This window comes from Streptomyces sp. NPDC006372, from assembly GCF_040612515.1.
GTDB lineage: Bacteria > Actinomycetota > Actinomycetes > Streptomycetales > Streptomycetaceae > Streptomyces.
In genome coordinates this window covers 773,843-791,462 of record NZ_JBEXQJ010000001.1, presented here as the reverse complement: position 1 = coordinate 791,462, position 17,620 = coordinate 773,843, and the positions used below count along the sequence as shown (strand labels likewise).

At 71.7% G+C, this 17,620-nt stretch carries 14 protein-coding genes; 7 read left to right on the top strand and 7 right to left on the bottom strand.

Features of this window, described 5'->3' with window-relative positions; genetic code table 11:
- The first annotated feature begins 103 nt into the window (after positions 1–103).
- The 6 genes from ABZ016_RS03500 (at position 104) to ABZ016_RS03475 (ending at position 7,657) form a co-directional block, all read left to right on the top strand.
- Positions 104–376: a helix-turn-helix transcriptional regulator gene (locus ABZ016_RS03500; RefSeq protein WP_356914851.1), complete on the top strand. Its 273-nt coding sequence runs from the start codon at positions 104–106 to the stop codon at positions 374–376.
- A complete protein-coding gene (locus tag ABZ016_RS03495) occupies positions 373–831 on the top strand; it encodes a hypothetical protein (protein ID WP_356914850.1) in 459 nt (152 codons plus the stop codon). Before ABZ016_RS03500 ends, ABZ016_RS03495 begins: the two co-directional genes overlap by 4 nt.
- 602 nt (positions 832–1,433) lie before the next feature.
- Positions 1,434–4,091: a CocE/NonD family hydrolase gene (locus tag ABZ016_RS03490; protein WP_356914849.1), complete on the top strand. Its 2,658-nt coding sequence runs from the start codon at positions 1,434–1,436 to the stop codon at positions 4,089–4,091.
- The gene (locus ABZ016_RS03485) at positions 4,088–4,954 is read left to right on the top strand and encodes an ABC transporter permease (RefSeq protein WP_356914848.1); all 867 of its coding nucleotides are present in this window, start codon (positions 4,088–4,090) and stop codon (positions 4,952–4,954) included. Before ABZ016_RS03490 ends, ABZ016_RS03485 begins: the two co-directional genes overlap by 4 nt.
- A gap of 148 nt (positions 4,955–5,102) precedes the next feature.
- Positions 5,103–6,632, top strand: a complete 1,530-nt coding sequence (locus ABZ016_RS03480) for a von Willebrand factor type A domain-containing protein (protein ID WP_356914847.1) — start codon at positions 5,103–5,105, stop codon at positions 6,630–6,632.
- A 305-nt stretch (positions 6,633–6,937) separates the two neighbouring features.
- Positions 6,938–7,657, top strand: a complete 720-nt coding sequence (locus tag ABZ016_RS03475; protein WP_356914846.1) for a chaplin — start codon at positions 6,938–6,940, stop codon at positions 7,655–7,657.
- A gap of 375 nt (positions 7,658–8,032) precedes the next feature.
- On the opposite strand, the gene ABZ016_RS03470 is transcribed toward ABZ016_RS03475, so the two are convergent.
- On the bottom strand, positions 8,033–9,301 hold the full coding sequence (locus tag ABZ016_RS03470; protein WP_356914845.1) for an NAD(P)-binding domain-containing protein: 1,269 nt from the start codon (positions 9,299–9,301) through the stop codon (positions 8,033–8,035).
- Positions 9,301–10,563 (bottom strand): ATP-grasp domain-containing protein, encoded by a 1,263-nt coding sequence (locus tag ABZ016_RS03465; protein ID WP_356914844.1) that lies wholly within the window; start codon positions 10,561–10,563, stop codon positions 9,301–9,303. The genes ABZ016_RS03470 and ABZ016_RS03465 overlap by 1 nt, the downstream gene beginning before the upstream one ends.
- A gap of 170 nt (positions 10,564–10,733) precedes the next feature.
- Here ABZ016_RS03465 and ABZ016_RS03460 point away from each other — a divergent pair, with 170 nt between their 5' ends.
- Entirely contained in the window at positions 10,734–11,996 is a 1,263-nt protein-coding gene (locus tag ABZ016_RS03460) for a glycosyl hydrolase (protein ID WP_356915046.1), read from the top strand.
- Between the two features lie 23 nt (positions 11,997–12,019).
- Here the strand turns inward: ABZ016_RS03460 and ABZ016_RS03455 are convergent, their stop codons facing one another.
- The 5 genes from ABZ016_RS03455 to ABZ016_RS03435 are packed head-to-tail and all read right to left on the bottom strand — an operon-like array spanning position 12,020 to position 17,620.
- Positions 12,020–12,676, bottom strand: a complete 657-nt coding sequence (locus ABZ016_RS03455) for a lipopolysaccharide biosynthesis protein (RefSeq protein WP_356914843.1) — start codon at positions 12,674–12,676, stop codon at positions 12,020–12,022.
- Positions 12,673–13,833 (bottom strand): glycosyltransferase, encoded by a 1,161-nt coding sequence (locus tag ABZ016_RS03450; protein ID WP_356914842.1) that lies wholly within the window; start codon positions 13,831–13,833, stop codon positions 12,673–12,675. Before ABZ016_RS03450 ends, ABZ016_RS03455 begins: the two co-directional genes overlap by 4 nt.
- Before the next feature lies 1 nt (position 13,834).
- On the bottom strand, positions 13,835–14,524 hold the full coding sequence (locus ABZ016_RS03445) for a polysaccharide deacetylase family protein (protein WP_356914841.1): 690 nt from the start codon (positions 14,522–14,524) through the stop codon (positions 13,835–13,837).
- A 58-nt stretch (positions 14,525–14,582) separates the two neighbouring features.
- Positions 14,583–16,277, bottom strand: coding sequence for a lipid II flippase MurJ (locus ABZ016_RS03440; RefSeq protein WP_356914840.1), 1,695 nt, complete (start codon positions 16,275–16,277; stop codon positions 14,583–14,585).
- The gene (locus tag ABZ016_RS03435; RefSeq protein ID WP_356914839.1) at positions 16,274–17,620 is read right to left on the bottom strand and encodes an O-antigen ligase family protein; all 1,347 of its coding nucleotides are present in this window, start codon (positions 17,618–17,620) and stop codon (positions 16,274–16,276) included. The genes ABZ016_RS03440 and ABZ016_RS03435 overlap by 4 nt, the downstream gene beginning before the upstream one ends.

Genomic DNA, 17,620 nt, shown 5'->3' with positions numbered 1-17,620 from the left:
GCGGTCATGGCTGCACACCTTCCTTATGTCGCTGGTGCTCTGACATCTGCCAGAGCTGTTGCTGTTTCTTGATGAAATGTTGTGTTTCTACTACATTTTCGCCATGAGCCCAGTGAGTCATCGCGAGGGAATGCAGATCTACAACCAGCTGAGAGTGCTGCGCGCGGAGCGCGGCCTCAGCCGCGTCGCGCTGGCCAAGCTGGTGGAGGTGCACCCGCAGACCATCGGCGCCATCGAGCGGGGCGACTACTTCCCGAGTCTCGACCTGGCGTTCCGGCTCAGTGACGTGTTCGAGCTTCCGGTGGAAGCGATCTTCAACCGCAAGCCCTTCGCCCCCCTCTCCGCCCAGCTGTACAGCAAGGAGGACCGCCCGTGAGCCGGCAAGGTGTGCGCGGGACGGATCTGGCGCGCAGCCCCATGCGTCCTGTGGCGCTCTCCCTGTGTGTGCTGAGCGCGGTCATGGTGGTGCTGTCACTCATCTCGGACGGCAACGCGTTCTCCGACTCGTGGTGGCTCGCGGCCTTCGTGCTCTGGCTGCTGCTGTGGAGCGTGCTGCGCTCGATGACCCGTGGCGTGGCCGAAAGGCCGCGGGTGGGGCTGGACGAGCGCGAGCGCGGGTTGCGCGACCAGGTCTCCTTCATCGGCTACCAGTGCGCGGTCGGCGCCGGCATGGCCGTCGTGCTGCTCATGGTCGTCTTCCAGAAGCAGCCGGACATGATCGAGCGGATGCCCGCGCTGCTGACGACCCTCATGCTGACCGCATCCGCCGTGCCCTCCGTCATCTTGGGAATGTCAGGCGTGGGCGTTGAGGACTCCGACGAGGACGAGTGATTCGTCCGGCGTGAAGCGGGAGTCAGGCTCGTGCGACAGGGCGGGTGCCCACCGATTGCGGCGGTGGGCACCCGCTCCGATGGCAGACGGCTCGCGCGCCGGGCGGTCAACCCCGGCTCTTCTTGATCCCCGCGCCGACTGCGACGAGAACGGCGATACCAATGGCGATCCAGAGGGCGATGCTCATGAGGTGCTCCTTCAGCGTTTCTTGCGAGGGGGTCGGTCAGGGACAGGAGGGGGTCTTCCGTACGCCGTGGACCTCCAGCGCCGGCTTGGTCATGTCGCACCTCCAGGGCGATGCACTAACCCGCTGAAGTATTGTGTTAACACATCACTTCGTCAAGGTAGTCATACGTTCTGTCGCTCCACCACGTGGAGCTGCTTCTTCTTGGCCGACGGGATGGCCGGCCGGTGCCGACCCCGAGTTCGAGCAGACAGGCCGGGCTGCGGCCGGGGTGGGGCGGTACGCTGCGCTCCACGCCACCGCAGGTCGTCGTACTGCGGACGCGGTATGCCGAGAGGCCCCGTAGTCCCGTGGGAGGGGTGCGGGTTCGGTCCCCGGTCGACAACTTCCCGACAGGTTCACCCCGTACCGTTGACGCATGGATCTTCGACTGCCCGGACTCCGCGGGCTGCTTCGGAGGCCCCGGAGGCTCCTCGCCGCCGGGGCCGCCGTCGTCGTCCTCGCCGGCGCGGGAACATGGACGGCCGTCGCGAACGACGAGGTGCCACCGGTCCACCGCACGGACCGCCTCCTGAACACCCGGGACGGCGTGCGCATCGACACCTCGTACTTCACCTCCGGCGGAGCCGGCCGGCGCCCCGCCGTCCTGCTCGGACACGGCTTCGGCGGCAGCAAGAACGACGTCCGGCAGCAGGCCGAGGACCTCGCCAGAGACGGCTACGCGGTCCTGACCTGGTCGGCCCGCGGCTTCGGCAGGTCCACCGGAAAGATCGGCCTGAACGACCCCAAGGGTGAGGTGGCCGACGCCTCGAAGCTCATCGACTGGCTGGCCAAGCAGCCCCAGGTCGAACTCGACAAGCCCGGCGACCCCCGCGTGGGCATGGCCGGCGGCTCCTACGGCGGCGCGATCGCGCTGCTCACCGCGGGCCACGACAAGCGCGTGGACGCGATCGCCCCGGCGATCACCTACTGGAACCTCGCCGACGCGCTGTTCCCGAACGGCGTGTTCAAGAAGCTCTGGGCCGGCATCTTCGTCAACACCGGCGGCGGCTGCGAACGGTTCGAGCCCGCACTGTGCCGGATGTACGAGCGTGTCGCCGAGTCGGGCAAGCCGGACGCCCAGGCGCGCAAGATGCTCGAAGAGCGCTCTCCGTCCGCCGTCGGCGACCGCATCAAGGTGCCGACGCTGCTGATGCAGGGCCAGACCGACTCCCTCTTCCCGCTCGGCCAGGCCGACCGGGCCGCGAAGACCATCCGCGAGAACGGCGCCCCCGTCGACGTCGACTGGATCGCGGGCGGCCACGACGGCGGCGACATGGAGAGCAGCCGCGTCCAGGGGCGCGTGAAGTCCTGGTTCGACCACTACCTCAAGCAGGACAAGGGCGTCGACACCGGCCCCGCCTTCCGTGTCACCCGCACCCTCGGACAGGGCTCCGGCGACGGCGAACCCCGTCTGACCGGCGTCACCTCGGACCGCTACCCCGGCCTGGAGAGCAAGCCCCGCTCCATCGCCCTGACCGGCCGCGAGCAGAGCTTCGACAACCCGCCCGGCGCCAGCCCGCCCGGCGTCTCCGCACTGCCCGGCCTCGGCGGCGCCGGCGGCCTCAGCCAGCTCTCCACCCTCGGCATCGGCATCTCCCTCGACTTCCCCGGGCAGTTCGCCGCGTTCGAGTCCGCGCCGATGCGCGAGGACCTCCAGATCACCGGCTCGCCGACCGCCACCGTCCACGTCAAGTCCACCAGCGACGACGCCGTCCTCTTCGCCAAGCTCTACGACGTCGGCCCGGGCGGCGGCACCCAGCAGGTGCTGCCCTCCCAGCTCGTCACACCCCTCCGGGTCGAGGGCGCCAAGGCCGGCAAGGACGTCACCGTCACCCTCCCGGCGATCGACCACGAGATCGACGACGGCCACCGGCTCCGCCTGGTCCTCGCCTCGACGGACCTCGGCTACGCCTCCCCGGTCGGCCCTGCCACCTACACCGCCTCCCTCAAGGGCGACCTCAAGGTCCCCTCCGCGCTCGGCCAACGCGACACCGAGGGCGGGCTGCCCGCGTGGGTGTGGTGGATGCCGATCGCCGGCGCCGTGATCGCCGCCGCGCTGATCGTCACGGGACGCCGCCGCACCGCGGCCCCCGCCCCGCCGGACCCCGAGCTCGCCGACGTGCCCCTCCAGATCACGGATCTGACCAAGCGGTACGCGAAGTCCACCGACCGGTACGCCGTCAAGGACCTCTCCTTCCGGGTGGAGAAGGGCCAGGTCCTGGGCCTCCTCGGCCCCAACGGAGCGGGCAAGACGACCACCCTGCGCATGCTGATGGGCCTGATCAAGCCGGACGGCGGCGAGATCCGCGTCTTCGGCCACGCCATCAGCCCCGGCGCCCCGGTCCTCTCCCGGGTCGGAGCCTTCGTCGAGGGCGCCGGCTTCCTGCCGCACCTGTCCGGCCGCGAGAACCTGGAGCTGTACTGGCGCGCCACCGGCCGCCCGCCCGAGGACGCGCACCTGGAGGAGGCCCTGGAGATCGCGGGCCTCGGCGACGCCCTCGCCCGCGCGGTGCGCACCTACTCCCAGGGCATGCGCCAGCGCCTCGCCATCGCCCAGGCCATGCTCGGCCTGCCCGACCTGCTCATCCTCGACGAACCGACCAACGGCCTGGACCCGCCCCAGATCCGCGAGATGCGCGAGGTGATGATCCGCTACGCCGCCGCCGGCCGCACGGTCATCGTCTCCAGCCACCTCCTCGCGGAGGTCGAGCAGACCTGCACCCACCTGGTCGTGATGGACCACGGACAGCTCGTCCAGGCGGGTCCGGTCGAGGACATCGTCGGCTCGGGCGACACCCTCCTCGTCGGCACGGCAACGCCCGTGGAGGAGCCCGTCGTGGAGAAGGTCACCGCGCTGCCGGGCGTCGCCTCGGCCGTCCGCACCGACGAGGGCCTCCTCGTCCAGCTCGACGCCGACGGCACCCCGCAGCGCCTGGTCGCCGAACTCGTACGGCTCGACGTGCCGGTGCGGTCGGTCGGCCCGCACCGCCGCTTGGAGGACGCCTTCCTCACCCTGATCGGAGCCGAAGCATGAGCAAGCTCGCCGAGCCGCCCGTCGAGGTCGCCGACGGCTACCGCGCGGGCCGCACCCTGCCCTTCCGGGTCGAGCTGGTCCGGCAGTTGAAGCGGCGCCGCACGCTCGTCATGGGCGGCGTCCTGTTCGCCCTGCCGGTCATCCTGCTCATCGCCTTCCAGGTCGGCGGCGCCCCCGGCGGCAACAACAACCGCATCAACCTCATGGACACGGCAACCGCGTCCGGGGCCAACTTCGCCGCGGTCAACCTCTTCTCCGCGGCCGGCTTCCTGCTCGTCATCCCCGTCGCCCTGTTCTGCGGTGACACGGTCGCCTCGGAGGCCAGCTGGTCCTCCCTGCGCTACCTGCTCGCGGCCCCCGTGCCCCGGGCCCGGCTGCTGTGGTCCAAGCTCGCCGTCGGACTCACCCTGAGCCTGGCCGCCATGGTCCTGCTCCCGATCGTCGCCCTCGCCGTCGGCACGGCCGCCTACGGCTGGGGCCCGCTCGAACTGCCCACCGGCGGCAGTCTGTCCACCGGCACGGCGGCCCAGCGCATCCTGATCGTCGTCGCGTACATCATGGTGTCCCAACTGGTCACAGCGGCCCTCGCGTTCTACCTGTCGACCCGGACGGACGCACCGCTGGGCGCGGTCGGCGGGGCGGTGTTCCTCACCATCATCGGCAGCGTCCTCGACGAGGTGACGGCCCTCGGCGACTGGCGCCACTTCCTGCCCGCGCACTGGCAGTACGCCTGGCTCGACGCCGTCCGGCCCCAGCTGGAGTGGTCGGACATGATCCAGGGCACCTCCATCTCCGTAACGTACGCGCTCGTGCTGTTCGCCCTGGCCTTCCGCGGTTTCTCCCGCAAGGACGTCGTCTCCTAGGGCAACGGAGGGTCACCCACCGGTCTCGACGGGCCGCCCCCGTGGCCGCTTCGAGACGCTTCCGCAACGCCCCGTACCGCACGTTCTCACCCCCTGCGCCGTCACAGTCGCAAGAAGCCGACACCAACGGATGCAGGGGGTACGGACGATGCAGGGGCACCGGACACGAAGGCTGCTGCTCGCCCTCACGGCGGCGAGCGGACTCCTGCTCACCGCGTGCGGCGGGGGAGCGGGCACCGACGACGGCAGCAAGGCGGCCGACCGCCCCGGCTACAGCTCGGGCCTGACCGCACCCGAGTACGGAGACGAACGCAGCGAGACGGAGGACGACCGCCGGGAGAACCCCGGCCACCTCTCCACCTTCGCCCTCGACGTCGACACCGCCTCCTACGACTACACCCGCCGCGCCCTCGCCGACGGCCGGCTCCCCGACCCCTCGACGATCCGCCCCGAGGAGTTCGTCAACAGCTTCCGCCAGGACTACGAACGCCCGGACGGCGACGGCTTCTCGGTCACCGTTGACGGCGCCCGCACCGACGACGAGGACTGGTCCCTGGTCCGCGTGGGCCTCGCCACCCGCGCCGGCGAGCGCGCCGGCGAGCGCGCCGGCGAACGCCCGCCCGCCGCCCTGACCTTCGTCATCGACATCTCCGGCTCCATGTCCGAACCGGGCCGCCTGGACCTCGCCCAGGAATCCCTGTCGGTGATGACCGACCGGCTGCAGGGCGACGACTCGGTCGCGCTCGTCACCTTCAGCGACGAGGCCGAGACCGTCCTGCCGATGACCCGCCTCGACGGCAAGCGCGACGAGATCCAGGACGCCATCGCCGACCTGGACACCCAGGACTCCACCAACCTCGGCGCCGGAGTCGAGACCGGCTACGAGACGGCCGTCGAGGGCCTGCGCGAGGGCGCCACCAACCGGGTCGTCCTCGTCTCCGACGCCCTCGCCAACACCGGCGACACCGACGCCGACACCATCCTGGAGCGCATCGCCGGCGAACGCCGCGAGCACGGCATCACCCTCTTCGGCGTCGGCGTCGGCAGCGACTACGGCGACGCCCTGATGGAACGCCTCGCCGACAAGGGCGACGGCCACACCGTGTACGTGTCCGACGAGGGCGAGGCCCGCAAGGTCTTCTGCGAGGAGCTCCCGCGCAACATCGACCTCACCGCCCGCGACGCCAAGGCCCAGGTCTCCTTCGACCCCCGGACGGTCGCCGAGTTCCGCCTGGTCGGCTACGACAACCGCCGGGTCGCCGACGACGACTTCCGCAACGACCGCGTCGACGGCGGCGAGGTCGGCCCCGGCCACACCGTCACCGCCCTGTACGCCGTCCGCACCGAGCCGGGTGCCGAGGGCCATCTGGCCACCGCCACCGTCCGCTGGCTCGACCCCGACACCCGCGACCCCCACGAGGAGTCCGGCGACCTCGAGACCGACGCCCTCCACGACTCCCTGCGCGCCGCCCCCAGCCGCTTCCAGGTCACCGCGGTCGCCGCCTACTTCGCCGACGCCCTCCGCTCACCGGGCGACCGCTACGACCGCCTCCCGGGGGCCCCGGGCAGCTTCACGGAACTGGCCGCCCGCGCCCGCGAGTTGTCCGGCGCCACGGAGGACAGGGCGGTGGGCGAACTCTCCAAGGCCATCGAACGGGCAGAGCGGCGCCGGGGCTGAATAGGGTCGCGACCACCGACCATGCGACGCGGGCCAACCGGGTGAACTTGCGGAACCAATCCTTCTGCACCGGGTTGATGAGGCAGTAGAGCATGCGGCGCTACGAGAAAGGAACGCGCAGTGCTCAAGGCGGCAATGATCGTCGCGGCGGCCGCCGCTTCTGCTCCTTTGGCGCGGGCCCGCATTCATACGTCCTGTTCCTGTGCAGCGCTGCCACCGTTCATGCCGCCTCACCGCCGGGCCCGGACGCGAGTCTCCGCTCCGATACCGGCTGCCCCGATTTTTCAAGCAGGAGGACAACTGCAATGCGACAGACCCTGAGCAGAGGAGCGTTCGCGGCGGCCGCCGCCACGGGGATTCTGTCCCTGTACGGCAGCCCCGCCCTCGCTGACTCCGAGGCGTCGGGAGTGACGAAGGATGCCTCTGGCGCGCTGTCCGGGAACAACGTGCAGGTGCCGGTCGACGTGCCGGTCAACCTGTGCGGGAACACCGTCGAGGTGCTCGCGGTCCTCAGCGATTCGTTCGGCAACGCCTGCCGCAACACCTCGCACAAGTCGAAGGGCTACGGCCCGGAGGCGTCAGCGGTCGCGAAGGGTTCCTACGGCGTGGGGTCCGGAAACATCGTGCAGGTGCCGGTCGATGTGCCGGTGAACGCGTGCGGCAACAGTGTCGACGGCCTCGCGTTGTTCAACGAGGCGACTGAGACCTCCTGCTCCAACGGTTCGTACGGCGGCGGTTACGGCCACGAGGACGACGACACCTCGAAGCCGGGTGAGGAGAAGGACCGGACGCCCCCCGCCAAGGACCGTCCCACCCCGCACGACGAGAAGACGCCGGATTCCCCGCGTTCGCCCGAGAAGGAGAGCGAGACGCCGTCGTCCACCCCTGAAGACAAGACCGGCCCGCTGCCCCAGCTGGCGGAAACCGGCAGTGAGGCGCTTGTGGCCGCATCGGCCGCCAGCGCCGCCCTGTTGGCCGGTGGGGTGCTGCTGTACCGCCGCGGCCGCACCAACTGGTCCCGGTAGCTGTTTCCGGGTGCCGGACGCGACCCGTCCGGCACCCGGGCCCCGCCCCGGACCGGCGCCTGCCGCCACCCGAGGCAGCCCCCGCCGGCCCGGGGACCATCCGCCGCACGGACCGGATGGCAGCGCGTCTCGACCGGTACCGCCCGCCGGACCCGTCGCGTACCCGTTCCGGCGATGTCCCCTCACTTCCATACGGTCCAGGTGCGAGGCCTCTGGCCTCCCAGGACAGCACTTTCCGCACCCCCCGGGCCGACCATGCTCCGGGGGGTGTCAGCCGTGGCATCACCCCACACCCCTCGAGCGTTCCCGGCACAAGTGCGGGCCGCCGATGACACTGTGGCCATCAGCGGCCCACGGTCCAGCACGCGCCTCCCGTCAAGGGCGTACCGGCGACGGCGACTCGCTCCGGCTGCCCGTCACCGGCGCGGGGACTGTGCCGCTCGCCGGCATCGCCCCGAGCCGGCGGCGCACTCCCCGGACGAGTGTCGACGCCGTGAAGGACGCGCCCTGGACGAAACGCATGGCCGGGCCGAAGCCCGAGGCCGTCAGCAGGCCGGCGAGGAACAGGCCGGGGTGGGAGGACTCGAAGCTACGCCCGACCGCCGGGGAGCCGTCGGGCAGTGCTGCCAGCGCTCCGCGCAACTCGGCGGAGAGCAGTCCGAGCCGGTCGCAGCGCGCCCGGAACCCCGTCGCGGCGATGACGTGCTCGGTCTCCAGGCTGCGCAGGGCACCCGCGCGGCTCACTGTGTCCAGTCGTACCCCGCCCGGTACCGCACTGGCCGCCGTGACCTCATGGCCCGGCAGCAGCTCCACGACACCCTCCACCCGGTCGCGGACCCACCAGGCGCCCGCCGGCCCCAGCGCCGTGGTCGCGATGCGTGCCCGGGTCGGCTCCGGCAGGCGGCGGAAGAGGTCGGGGCGCTCCGAGTAGAACCAGTTCTTCCACCCGGGGCCGAGGCCGCTGTGCGGGGAGCGGACCGACTGCCACCAAGGGCGCTCCCAGGGCGGCGGCACATCGTTCCAGACCAGCCGGTCCGCACGCGCCAGCACTCGTACGCGCGTGCCCTGCTCGGCGAGGAGCGCCGCCGTCTCCAGGGCGGCCTGGCCGCCACCGATCACCGTGACGTCCTTGTCGCGGAAGCGGCTGAGGTCGCTGTGGTGGCTGCTGTGCGTCACCAGTGCGGGGTGGAGCCCGCGCAGCGTCTGCGGCACCTCGACGAACGGCATCACACCGACCGCCAGCGCCACCGTCCGCGCGTGCACCTCCTCCCCGTCCTCGGTGACCGCCGTGAAGACGCCGGGCCCGGCAGCCACCCGGGCCACCGTGCGTTCGTCCACCTCGGGTACGGCATTGCGCGCGAACCACAGACCGTACTGCGCGAACGCCTCCACGGGAATCGGCTTCGCGTGACGTGCCGTCAGCCCATGTTCTGCACAGTAGACGTCCAGACGCCACCGTCCGTCCGGGTCGGAGAGGTTGGACGCCCACGGTTCCGACTTCAGGAACATGCCGCCGGGCATGTTGTCCCGCCAGGACGCCATCGGCCGCCCGAACACGCGCAGGTTCAACCCGGCCGCCGCGGCGTGGGCGGCGATCGACAGGCCGTACGGGCCTGCGCCCACCACCAGAAGGTCGTACACCATCAACTGCTCGCTTTCTCGTTGTCGGTCAGGGAGGGCGAGGCCGCCCGGGGGATCAGCGGTGACGCCTGCGCCGCCACGGGCGACGTCGGCGCGCCCAGCCGCTCGCGCAGCCGGCGGGACACATGCCGGCTCCACAGCGCCCACATGGCCCGTCCGGGGGAGCGGTCGTCAGCGGCGTGCCACGCCAGTTCGCGTCCGCCGGGCGTCGCACGCAGCGCGGCCAACGGCGCGTAGTTCTCCACCACGAACGTCCGTCCGGTCCTGGGGGCCCCGTCCGGCAGGGGACGGCCTGACAGATCCAGGTGGAGGGCTCGTACGACGTCCAGCCCCGCGCTGTCCTCGAAGAGCCGGAACTGGGCGCCGGTGCGTGGGTTGAAGTCGAGCAGGTGGTAACGGCCCGTCCTGCCGCAGCGGCGGAAGTCGAGATCGAAGATGCCCCGGTAGCCCAGTTCGTCGGTGAGCCGCTCGGCGAGCCTCTGGACCTCTGCGTTGGGCGTCCAGCAGCCAACCGCGGTCAGTCCCGCCCCTCGCGGCCAGGCCAGTTGCTTGCGGCCCGGCCCTCCCGCGCGCACCGTGCCCGAGCGGTCGGCGTAGCCGTGAAAGAACCAGTCCCGGTCGGGCCCCGGTGGCAGGTACGCCTGGAGCAGCAGCCGACTGCCCGCTTCCTCAGTACGCAGGAACAGCTCCCTCGCCTGCTGCACGGACCGCACCAGCAGCGTGCTGCGCAGCCCACTGCCGGCGGGCAGCAGCCAGGGCCGGCTCCACTTCGCCACCACCGGCAGCCCGAGCTGCCGCATGGCGCCGGCGACCTCCGCCGGACTGTCCGGGACCAGCGTGGCGGGGTGCGGGACGGCGGTGGACACGCACACGGCGGCCAGTTCCGCCTTGTCGGCCACGCGTTCGGCCAGTCCGCCCGGCATCGCCGGCAGCAGGTAGGAGGGCGCGAGTTCGTCCCGCACCCGGCTCACCGCGATCGCGCCCGCGTCGTCCATCGGCACCAGGACGGCGGGGCGGGCGATCCGGTCGGCCACGTGGCGCAACACGGCCAGGATCTCGTCGGGGGACGCTCCGGGGAGCGGCGGGGGATGCATCTGACGCACATAACGTGATGCCGCGACGGGACTTCCCGCGGAATCCGCGACGACGTGTACCTCCACTCCCGCCCTGCCGAGCGAGCGCGCGGCCCCCAGCGTTCCGTGGTGAAAGGGGTTCCGGTCGATCCGTAGCACAACAGCGGGGACACAGGTGTCGAGCAGCGACACGAATTCTCTCTTTCTCTTCGATCGGCTCACCCACACGGGCGAGACCAGCACTCGAAAGCCGCAACGGCAGTGGCGCCGTGAGTTCTTTCATGACTGGCTTTCATATGATTGCCCGTCAATACAGAAAAACGCGGCAGCACCACTGGACGAGAGTGAAGAAAGGAGCAGGCATGGCCCCACAGCACAAGCGGGCCGGAATCCGCCGGCTGGCCCTGGGCGTGGCAGCGGTCGCCACGTCGGCCACCCTGGCGTCCGGCCTCGCGGCGGGAGTGGGGGTGGGGGTGGCACGGGCCGCCGATCCCCGGGCTCCGGCGCCAACCCCGCCGGCGCCCGTGGCCTCGCCCTCGGGCCTCACACCTCCGGCCGTCCCCCTGCCTTCGACGCCGACGCCGGCCACCACACCGGTGCCGGGCAAGGAGACCCCGGCCTACGGTGTCTTCCTCAAGTCCGACGCCCGTGGTGTGGCCCGCATGCCACTGTTCAATCACTGGCTGGGCGGTGCCGAGTTCCGCGCCGGCCACACCTATCTGCCGGGCCACCGCTGGCGCGACATCGAGGGTTCCGCCGACTTCCTGGACGCGTGGGCGCGCTGGCGCAACGAGAAGCCCAACCGGATGCTCGTCCTCAACGTCCCCATGCAGGAGCGCAACGAGGAGGGAGCGTCGGACAGTGAGGTCCGGCGGTTGCTGCGGCAGGGCGCGGCCGGAGAGTTCGATCACCACTTCCGTGTCCTCGCCGAGCGGCTGGTGGAGCTGAAAGTGCCGGACACCGTCATCGTGCTCGGCTGGGAAATGAACGGCATCACGTACACCCATCGCTGCGGGCCGGACCCGGAGGCCTGGAAGAAGTACTGGAACAGGATCGTCACCACCATGCGTTCCGTGCCGGGTCAGAAGTTCCGGTTCGATTTCACGCCGAGTCGTGGCCAGGACGCCGTTCCCTGGACGAAATGCTATCCGGGGGACGACACGGTCGACATCATTGGCATGGATTCCTACGACCAGCCGGCCGGGATGTCGTTCGATCAACAGGTGAGAGAGCCCTACGGGCTGCAGGACCACGTAGACTTCGCGAAGGCTCACGGCAAACCCATTTCCTATCCGGAATGGGGGCTCTTCCGTAACGGTGACAATCCCGAGTACATGCGGAGGATGCTCGACTGGATCGAGGAACACAGGCCGCTCTACAACACGCTGACCGACTACTGCCCGCACGGCGTGTGGCAGTGCAGGACCAACCCGAAATCGGCCCATGTCTACCGTTCGACCCTCTTCGGCCGCACCGACGAGACGGGCCCGCCCCTGACGCCCACGCCGAAGCCCACGGCCCCCGGCACACCGCCTCCCCCGACGGACTGCACGCCGCTGGATCTGGGCAGTTGGGTGGAAGAGTGGCTCGGAGGGAGGCTCTGCCTCCGCTTCGACTGGTGGTAGGAATCCGGCAAGGCCCGCCGTCGTCACCGTTGTCCGCGCACATCGGCGGCGGCGGCCGGGCCGGGCACCGAGGGGGCCGGGGCGGGGTCGTCGTCCTGGCCTGACTTCCTCGGCCGCGCCAGCAGGGCCAGGCCGCCCAGCAGACCACCGGCGCTCGCGCCCACCAGACCGGTCACCGCCGATGACGCGGACGTCGGCTCGCTCGGCTCCACCGCACGCGAGAACTGCACGAGCCGCACGTTGGTGTTGCCCCTGCTGTCGTCGGCGTGCCGGGTCAGCGCGCGGGTGACGGCGTTGGCCATGTCGACGGCGAGGCCGGGGCGCTCGGAGGTGGCCGAGACGGCGACCATCGGCGCGTCGGGCGACGTCGCCGAACGCACACTGCGCTGCAGGGTGCTCACCGGCACACCCGCCCACACCTGCGCGTCCCCGAGCACCGCGAGCTGAGTGGCGACCCGGCCGTAGGCCTGGGCGAAACCGAGGGCGGCATCGGGCGTGGACTTCCCCGTGGGCACGGCGATGACGTAGCTGGTGGCCGTGTACGTCGAGGGCGTGAGCACGCCGTACGCACCGCCGACGAGGCTCCCGGCGAGGGTGCCGGCCGCGAGCACGGACCACAGCGGCAGCGCCCTGAGACGGGCCAGGGACAGGCGGCGCTGACGGGTCGGAGTGTCGGTCATGAGGAGTTGGCTCCCAGAGGTGAGGGGGACGGCGAACTGGAGACCGCTGCCGCGTACACGTCGGTGAGACGGGCCGCGCAGTGGGTGATGCTGTAGTGGTGCGCGACCTCCGAGGTCGTGCGCGGCCGGGGGCCGGATGCGCTGACCTCGGCGATCGCGCGGGCGTAGGCCTCGGGGCCGCCGCGCACCCGCCGGACACCGCCGTCGGCGGTGGCGTCCGGCGGGCGGACGTCCTCGATCGCCGGGCAGGAGGCGTAGAGCACGGGCAGGCCGGACGCCAGCGCCTCCACGGCCGCCAGGCCGAAGGCCTCGTCGGTGGACGGGGCGGCGAACAGGTCCATCGCCGAGGTGAGCGCGGGCAGGTCGGGGCCGGGCGAACCGTCGGCCACGTAGGGGCGCTCACCGGCGAACACGACGCGCCCGGCCACACCGGCCTCGTGAGCCGTGCGGCGCAGGGCGTGCTCCTCGGGGCCGCCGCCCACCAGCAGCAGCCAGTGGTCGTCCGGGAGCAGGGCTAGTGCGCGGACGAGGACGTCGAACCGCTTCCCCGGGGCGAGCCGGCCGACGCCGCCGACGACGAACGCGTCCGCCGGCAGGCCGAGGTGCCGACGGGCGCTGACGCGCCGCTCCCGGTCGAACCGGAAGCGGTCCACGTCGATGCCGTTGGGGACGACCTCGATACGGGGCGCGGGCACACCCCAGCGCTTCAGGCGATCGGCGACGGTCGGAGACACGGCGACCGTCGCCGACCCGAGCCGCTCACTGGCGAGGTACAGCCGCCGCACCCCCGCCGTCAGCCGGCGGCCCTCCATCTGCGAGTCGCCCAGGGAGTGCTCGGTGGCGACGACCGCCCGTACCCCGGCGACCCGGGCGGCGAGCCGGCCGTACACGCAGGCCCGGTACAGGTGGGTGTGCACCAGGTCGTAGCCGCCCGCCCGGATCAGCCGGACCAGGCGCGGCAGCGCGGCCAGATCACGGTTGCCGCCCATGCCGAGATGCGTGACGCGGACACCGTCGGCGGTGAGACCCTCGGCGACCGCGCCGGGGTTGGTGAGCGTCACGACATCGCAGTCGACGGGCAGATGGCGCAGCATCAGACGCAACTGCTGCTCGGCCCCGCCGACCCCGAGGCCGGTGATGATGTGCAGAGCCCTCATCTCACAGGCCCTCCACCGGACGCCGCCGCAGCCGGTGCAGCCAGTGCTTGAGCTGCAGGCGCCAGGCCGTGTCCTCCTGGCCGACGTACACGCGCGGCAGGGCGTGCGGGCCGGTCAGCGGCCCGGGGTCGATGGCGCAGGCATAGGTGTAGCCCGCGTCGCGTACGGCTTCGACGGCGCGGGCGTCGATCGCGCCGTACGGGTAGCAGAAGCCTTCCACCGGAGCACCCGTCAGCTCCTGCAGTCGCTCGCGGCTCTCGGCGACCTCGGCCTTCAGGGTGAGGTCGTCCGTCTTGGTGAGGTCGACGTGGGTCAGCCCGTGCGAGCCGATCTCCACGCCCTCGGCCGCCGCACTCCGGATGCCGTCCGCGGTCAGCAGCGGCTTGCGCGGGCCGAGCGGGTCCCAGGCGTTGTCACCCCCGAGCTGCCCGGGCAAAACGAAGAGGGTGGCGCCGCAGTCCCAGCGGCGCAGCAGCGGCAGGGCCTCGGTGACGAAGTCGGCGTACCCGTCGTCGAAGGTCAGCCCGACCAGGTTCCGTCCCCCGCCCCGGGCACGGGCGGCGAGCAACTCGGTCACGGACACACCCTGCAGCCCTCGTCGGCGCAGCCAAGCCAGCTGCCGGTCGAGTCGCTCGGGCGTCACGGTGATGCGGTACGGGTCGTCCGAGCAGTCACCCACCGAGTGGTACATCGCCACCCAGGGGACGGGGCCCTTGGACGGAGCCGGGGGTCTGACTGCGTCGGGAAAATCAACGGAAGCGGCCATGTGGGAGCCTTCGTGTGACGGCGCGTAGGGAGCGCAGAGCGGACGCGGAGCCCTGGGCACCGAGAGCCCAGGCGAGCGAGACGAAGACGAGGGTCACGGTCAGAAGGCCGGCCGTGAGGCCCGCAGCCGGGGACGGCAGCCGACTCGCGGTGAACGCCCCCACGGCGGTGGCGGCGACCGCGGCGCACACCAGCCTGCTCAGCTCGGCCAGGACCTGCCGGCCCCGGACGGAGACACTGTGGGGGCTTTCGTGCCGGCCCGTGCGCAGTCCGGCGAGCAGCAGGGCGGCCGTGACGGTGATGCCGAGGGCGTTGGCGGCGGCGATCCCCGCCACGCCCCAGGAGCGCACCGTCGCGGCGCCGATCAAGGACGTCGCGGTGATGCCTGCCGTCATCGCGCCGAGGGGGTACCAGCTGGCGCGACCCGCCGAGAAGTAGGAGCGCACCAGGGCGCCGACCAGGGTCTGGCCCAGCAGTCCGAGGGCGTACACGCGCATGACGTCCGCTGTCGCCGCGGTGTCGCTCGCCCTGAACGCCCCCCGCTCGAAGAGCAGTTCGATGATCTGAGGGGCGCAGGCGATCACCGCGCACATGCCCAGTAGCACCACACAGGAGGCGAGCGCCAGATCCCGTTCCACGCGGCTGCGGGCCCGTGCTGTGTCACCGTCCGCCAGCGCCCGCGCCACCACGGGGAAGGTGACGGTGCACACCATCAGCGACAGCGTCATCGGAATCTGGGCGACCTTCTGCGCGTAGTTCAAGTGCGAGATGGCGCCGGAGGGCAGGCCGGAGGCGAGGAAGCGTTCCACAAGGACCTGCGACTGGCGGCACAACGCGAAGAGGAGCACGGCGGAGACCAGGGCGAGTTGCACGGGCCGCTCCTCGACGGCGGCCCTGTCCCCGGCCACCGGCGACTCGGGCGACGCCAGCCGCCGCCACAGCGACGGCAGTTGCACCACCACCATCAGACAGCCGCCCGCCGCCACCCCGACCGCGGCAGAACGCACGCCCAAGCCTTCGCCGAGCAGGAACATCGCGGCGATGATGCCGGTGTTGTAGGTGACGTAGATGGCCGCGGGCGCGAGGAAGCAGCGGTGTGCCCGCAGGGCGGCACTGCAGTACCCGGCCAGTCCGAAGGCCAGCACGCAGGTCGCTGTGATCCGGGTGCAGTCGGCGGCGAGCCGGGGGTCGGACAGGCCGGGTGCGAGGGCCTGGACCAGGTAGGGAGCGGTGCCGGCGACCAGCGCCGCGACCGCGGCGAGGACGAGGCACAGCCGGGGCAGGGTGGCGCTGACCAGGGCGCGGACCGGGTCGCCCGGGGCGCCCCGGGCGCGACGGGCCAGCGCCATGCTGAACGCCGGGATCAGTGCGATCGCCAGCCCGTCCTCGATGAGCAGCGTGGAGGCGAACTCAGGAACGGTCCACGCGATCAGAAAGGCGTCCGTTTCGCTGCCGGCGCCGAACAGCCGAGCCAGCGACTGGTCGCGTACCAGGCCGAGCAACGAGCCGGCGATGGACAGCGACGCCGTGACGAGCGCAGCCCTGGCGAGGAAGCTTCCGGAGGCCGATGCCGACGCCGGGTCGGAACTCTCCCCCGCCTTGGTGGCGGCACGTGCCGGGGGCACGGTCGCCGCGCCGTTCGTTTCGGGCCGGGGGGACTTCGGGGGTACCACCGTCATCGCGCCAGTGCCTCCTCGGCGGGCTCACGCACCCCGCCCGGGGGCACGTCCTCACGCGCGTCGCCATGATCGGCCAGCGCCCACCACGCCACGAGGCCCATCGCAATGGCGATCAGCACGGTCGCGGGACCGCCGATGTCTCCGTACACGAAGTCGGTCAGCAGCCAGACCAGCAGTCCGCAGGCGACGAGCCCGCAGTCCAGGCCCTGTCCGCGGTCACGGGCGCGCAGCAGCCGCCGCACCCCGCACACCAGCAGCGCGAGCCAGCTCCCGGCGAGCCCGAGCAGCCCGATCAGGCCCTGCTCGCTCAGCACCAGCAGGTACATGTTGTGCGGAGACAGCAAGGGCTGCCTCTGGTACGCCATTCCCGCGCCGTCGGTTTCGCTGCCCGAGGACAGCGCCAGCGTGGCGTGCCCGTCCCGGTACTCGGGGAAGCCCTTCAACCCCACGCCCGTCAGCGGGTGCTGACGCCAGATGTCCGTGGCGGACGCCCACAAGGTGTACCGGTCGACGACGGACTGGTCAGGCGCGTCGGTGACCTGGGCGATGCTGTCGATCCGCTGCTGCAGCAGCGCCGACCCCACACCGAACCCGCCCACCAGGATCACGCCCGCAGCGATCGCGGCCCCGGCCACCTTGAGCGCACGCCGCAGTCCGGCCAGCACCAACTGCACGGTGCACGTCAGAACGGTCGCGATCCAGGCTCCCCGGCTGAAGGAGAGCGCGAGCGGCAGCAGCAGCACCAGAGCGCACCCGACGGCGATGACCCGCTGTCGTACCGACACCCGGCCCAGCGCGATCCCGGCCGCGCACACCAGGCCGAGCGAGACCGTCGTCGCCATGCCCATCACGTCGTGCGGTCCGAAGGTGCCCACCGCCCGGATGTTCTCGCCCTGGTAGGAGGCACCGGTCCGCGTGACGAACTGGTGTACACCGATGGCCCCCTGACACAGCCCGACCCCCACGAAGGACCAGGCGACCATGCGGAAGCCGGTCCGGTCGCGGAGCAGCAGCAGAACGGCCGCTGGAACGAGCACGAAGGTCTGCAGATAGCGCCCCAGACCGGCGAACCCGGCTTGGGGCGAGAACGCACCCATGGCGGCGAGCGCGAGCCCCACCACCGGCAGGCCCAGGATCAAGGCCGCGGTGGGCGACAGCGGGCGCCGTCGTTCACGCAGGAGACGGATCACGCAGTACACCACCACGAGCCCGGAGAGCACGTCGGCGGGCCCCGCGCCGTCCGGAGTCAGCGGCAGGGCCAGCACGGCAGGCACGGCCACCACAGACAGGGCCGGTGCCAGCGCGGCGACACGGCGGGGGAGTGGTGTCAGGGCGAGGCTCAC

Excerpts from the sequence above, each read along its gene's own strand:
- ABZ016_RS03500 (WP_356914851.1), top strand. The coding sequence starts at position 104 with ATGAGCCCAGTGAGTCATCGCGAGGGAATGCAGATCTACAACCAGCTG.
- ABZ016_RS03490 (WP_356914849.1), top strand. The coding sequence starts at position 1,434 with ATGGATCTTCGACTGCCCGGACTCCGCGGGCTGCTTCGGAGGCCCCGG.
- ABZ016_RS03485 (WP_356914848.1), top strand. The coding sequence starts at position 4,088 with ATGAGCAAGCTCGCCGAGCCGCCCGTCGAGGTCGCCGACGGCTACCGC.
- ABZ016_RS03480 (WP_356914847.1), top strand. The coding sequence starts at position 5,103 with ATGCAGGGGCACCGGACACGAAGGCTGCTGCTCGCCCTCACGGCGGCG.
- ABZ016_RS03475 (WP_356914846.1), top strand. The coding sequence starts at position 6,938 with ATGCGACAGACCCTGAGCAGAGGAGCGTTCGCGGCGGCCGCCGCCACG.
- ABZ016_RS03470 (WP_356914845.1), bottom strand. The coding sequence starts at position 9,301 with ATGGTGTACGACCTTCTGGTGGTGGGCGCAGGCCCGTACGGCCTGTCG.
- ABZ016_RS03460 (WP_356915046.1), top strand. The coding sequence starts at position 10,734 with ATGGCCCCACAGCACAAGCGGGCCGGAATCCGCCGGCTGGCCCTGGGC.
- ABZ016_RS03455 (WP_356914843.1), bottom strand. The coding sequence starts at position 12,676 with ATGACCGACACTCCGACCCGTCAGCGCCGCCTGTCCCTGGCCCGTCTC.
- ABZ016_RS03450 (WP_356914842.1), bottom strand. The coding sequence starts at position 13,833 with ATGAGGGCTCTGCACATCATCACCGGCCTCGGGGTCGGCGGGGCCGAG.
- ABZ016_RS03445 (WP_356914841.1), bottom strand. The coding sequence starts at position 14,524 with ATGTACCACTCGGTGGGTGACTGCTCGGACGACCCGTACCGCATCACC.
- ABZ016_RS03440 (WP_356914840.1), bottom strand. The coding sequence starts at position 16,277 with ATGACGGTGGTACCCCCGAAGTCCCCCCGGCCCGAAACGAACGGCGCG.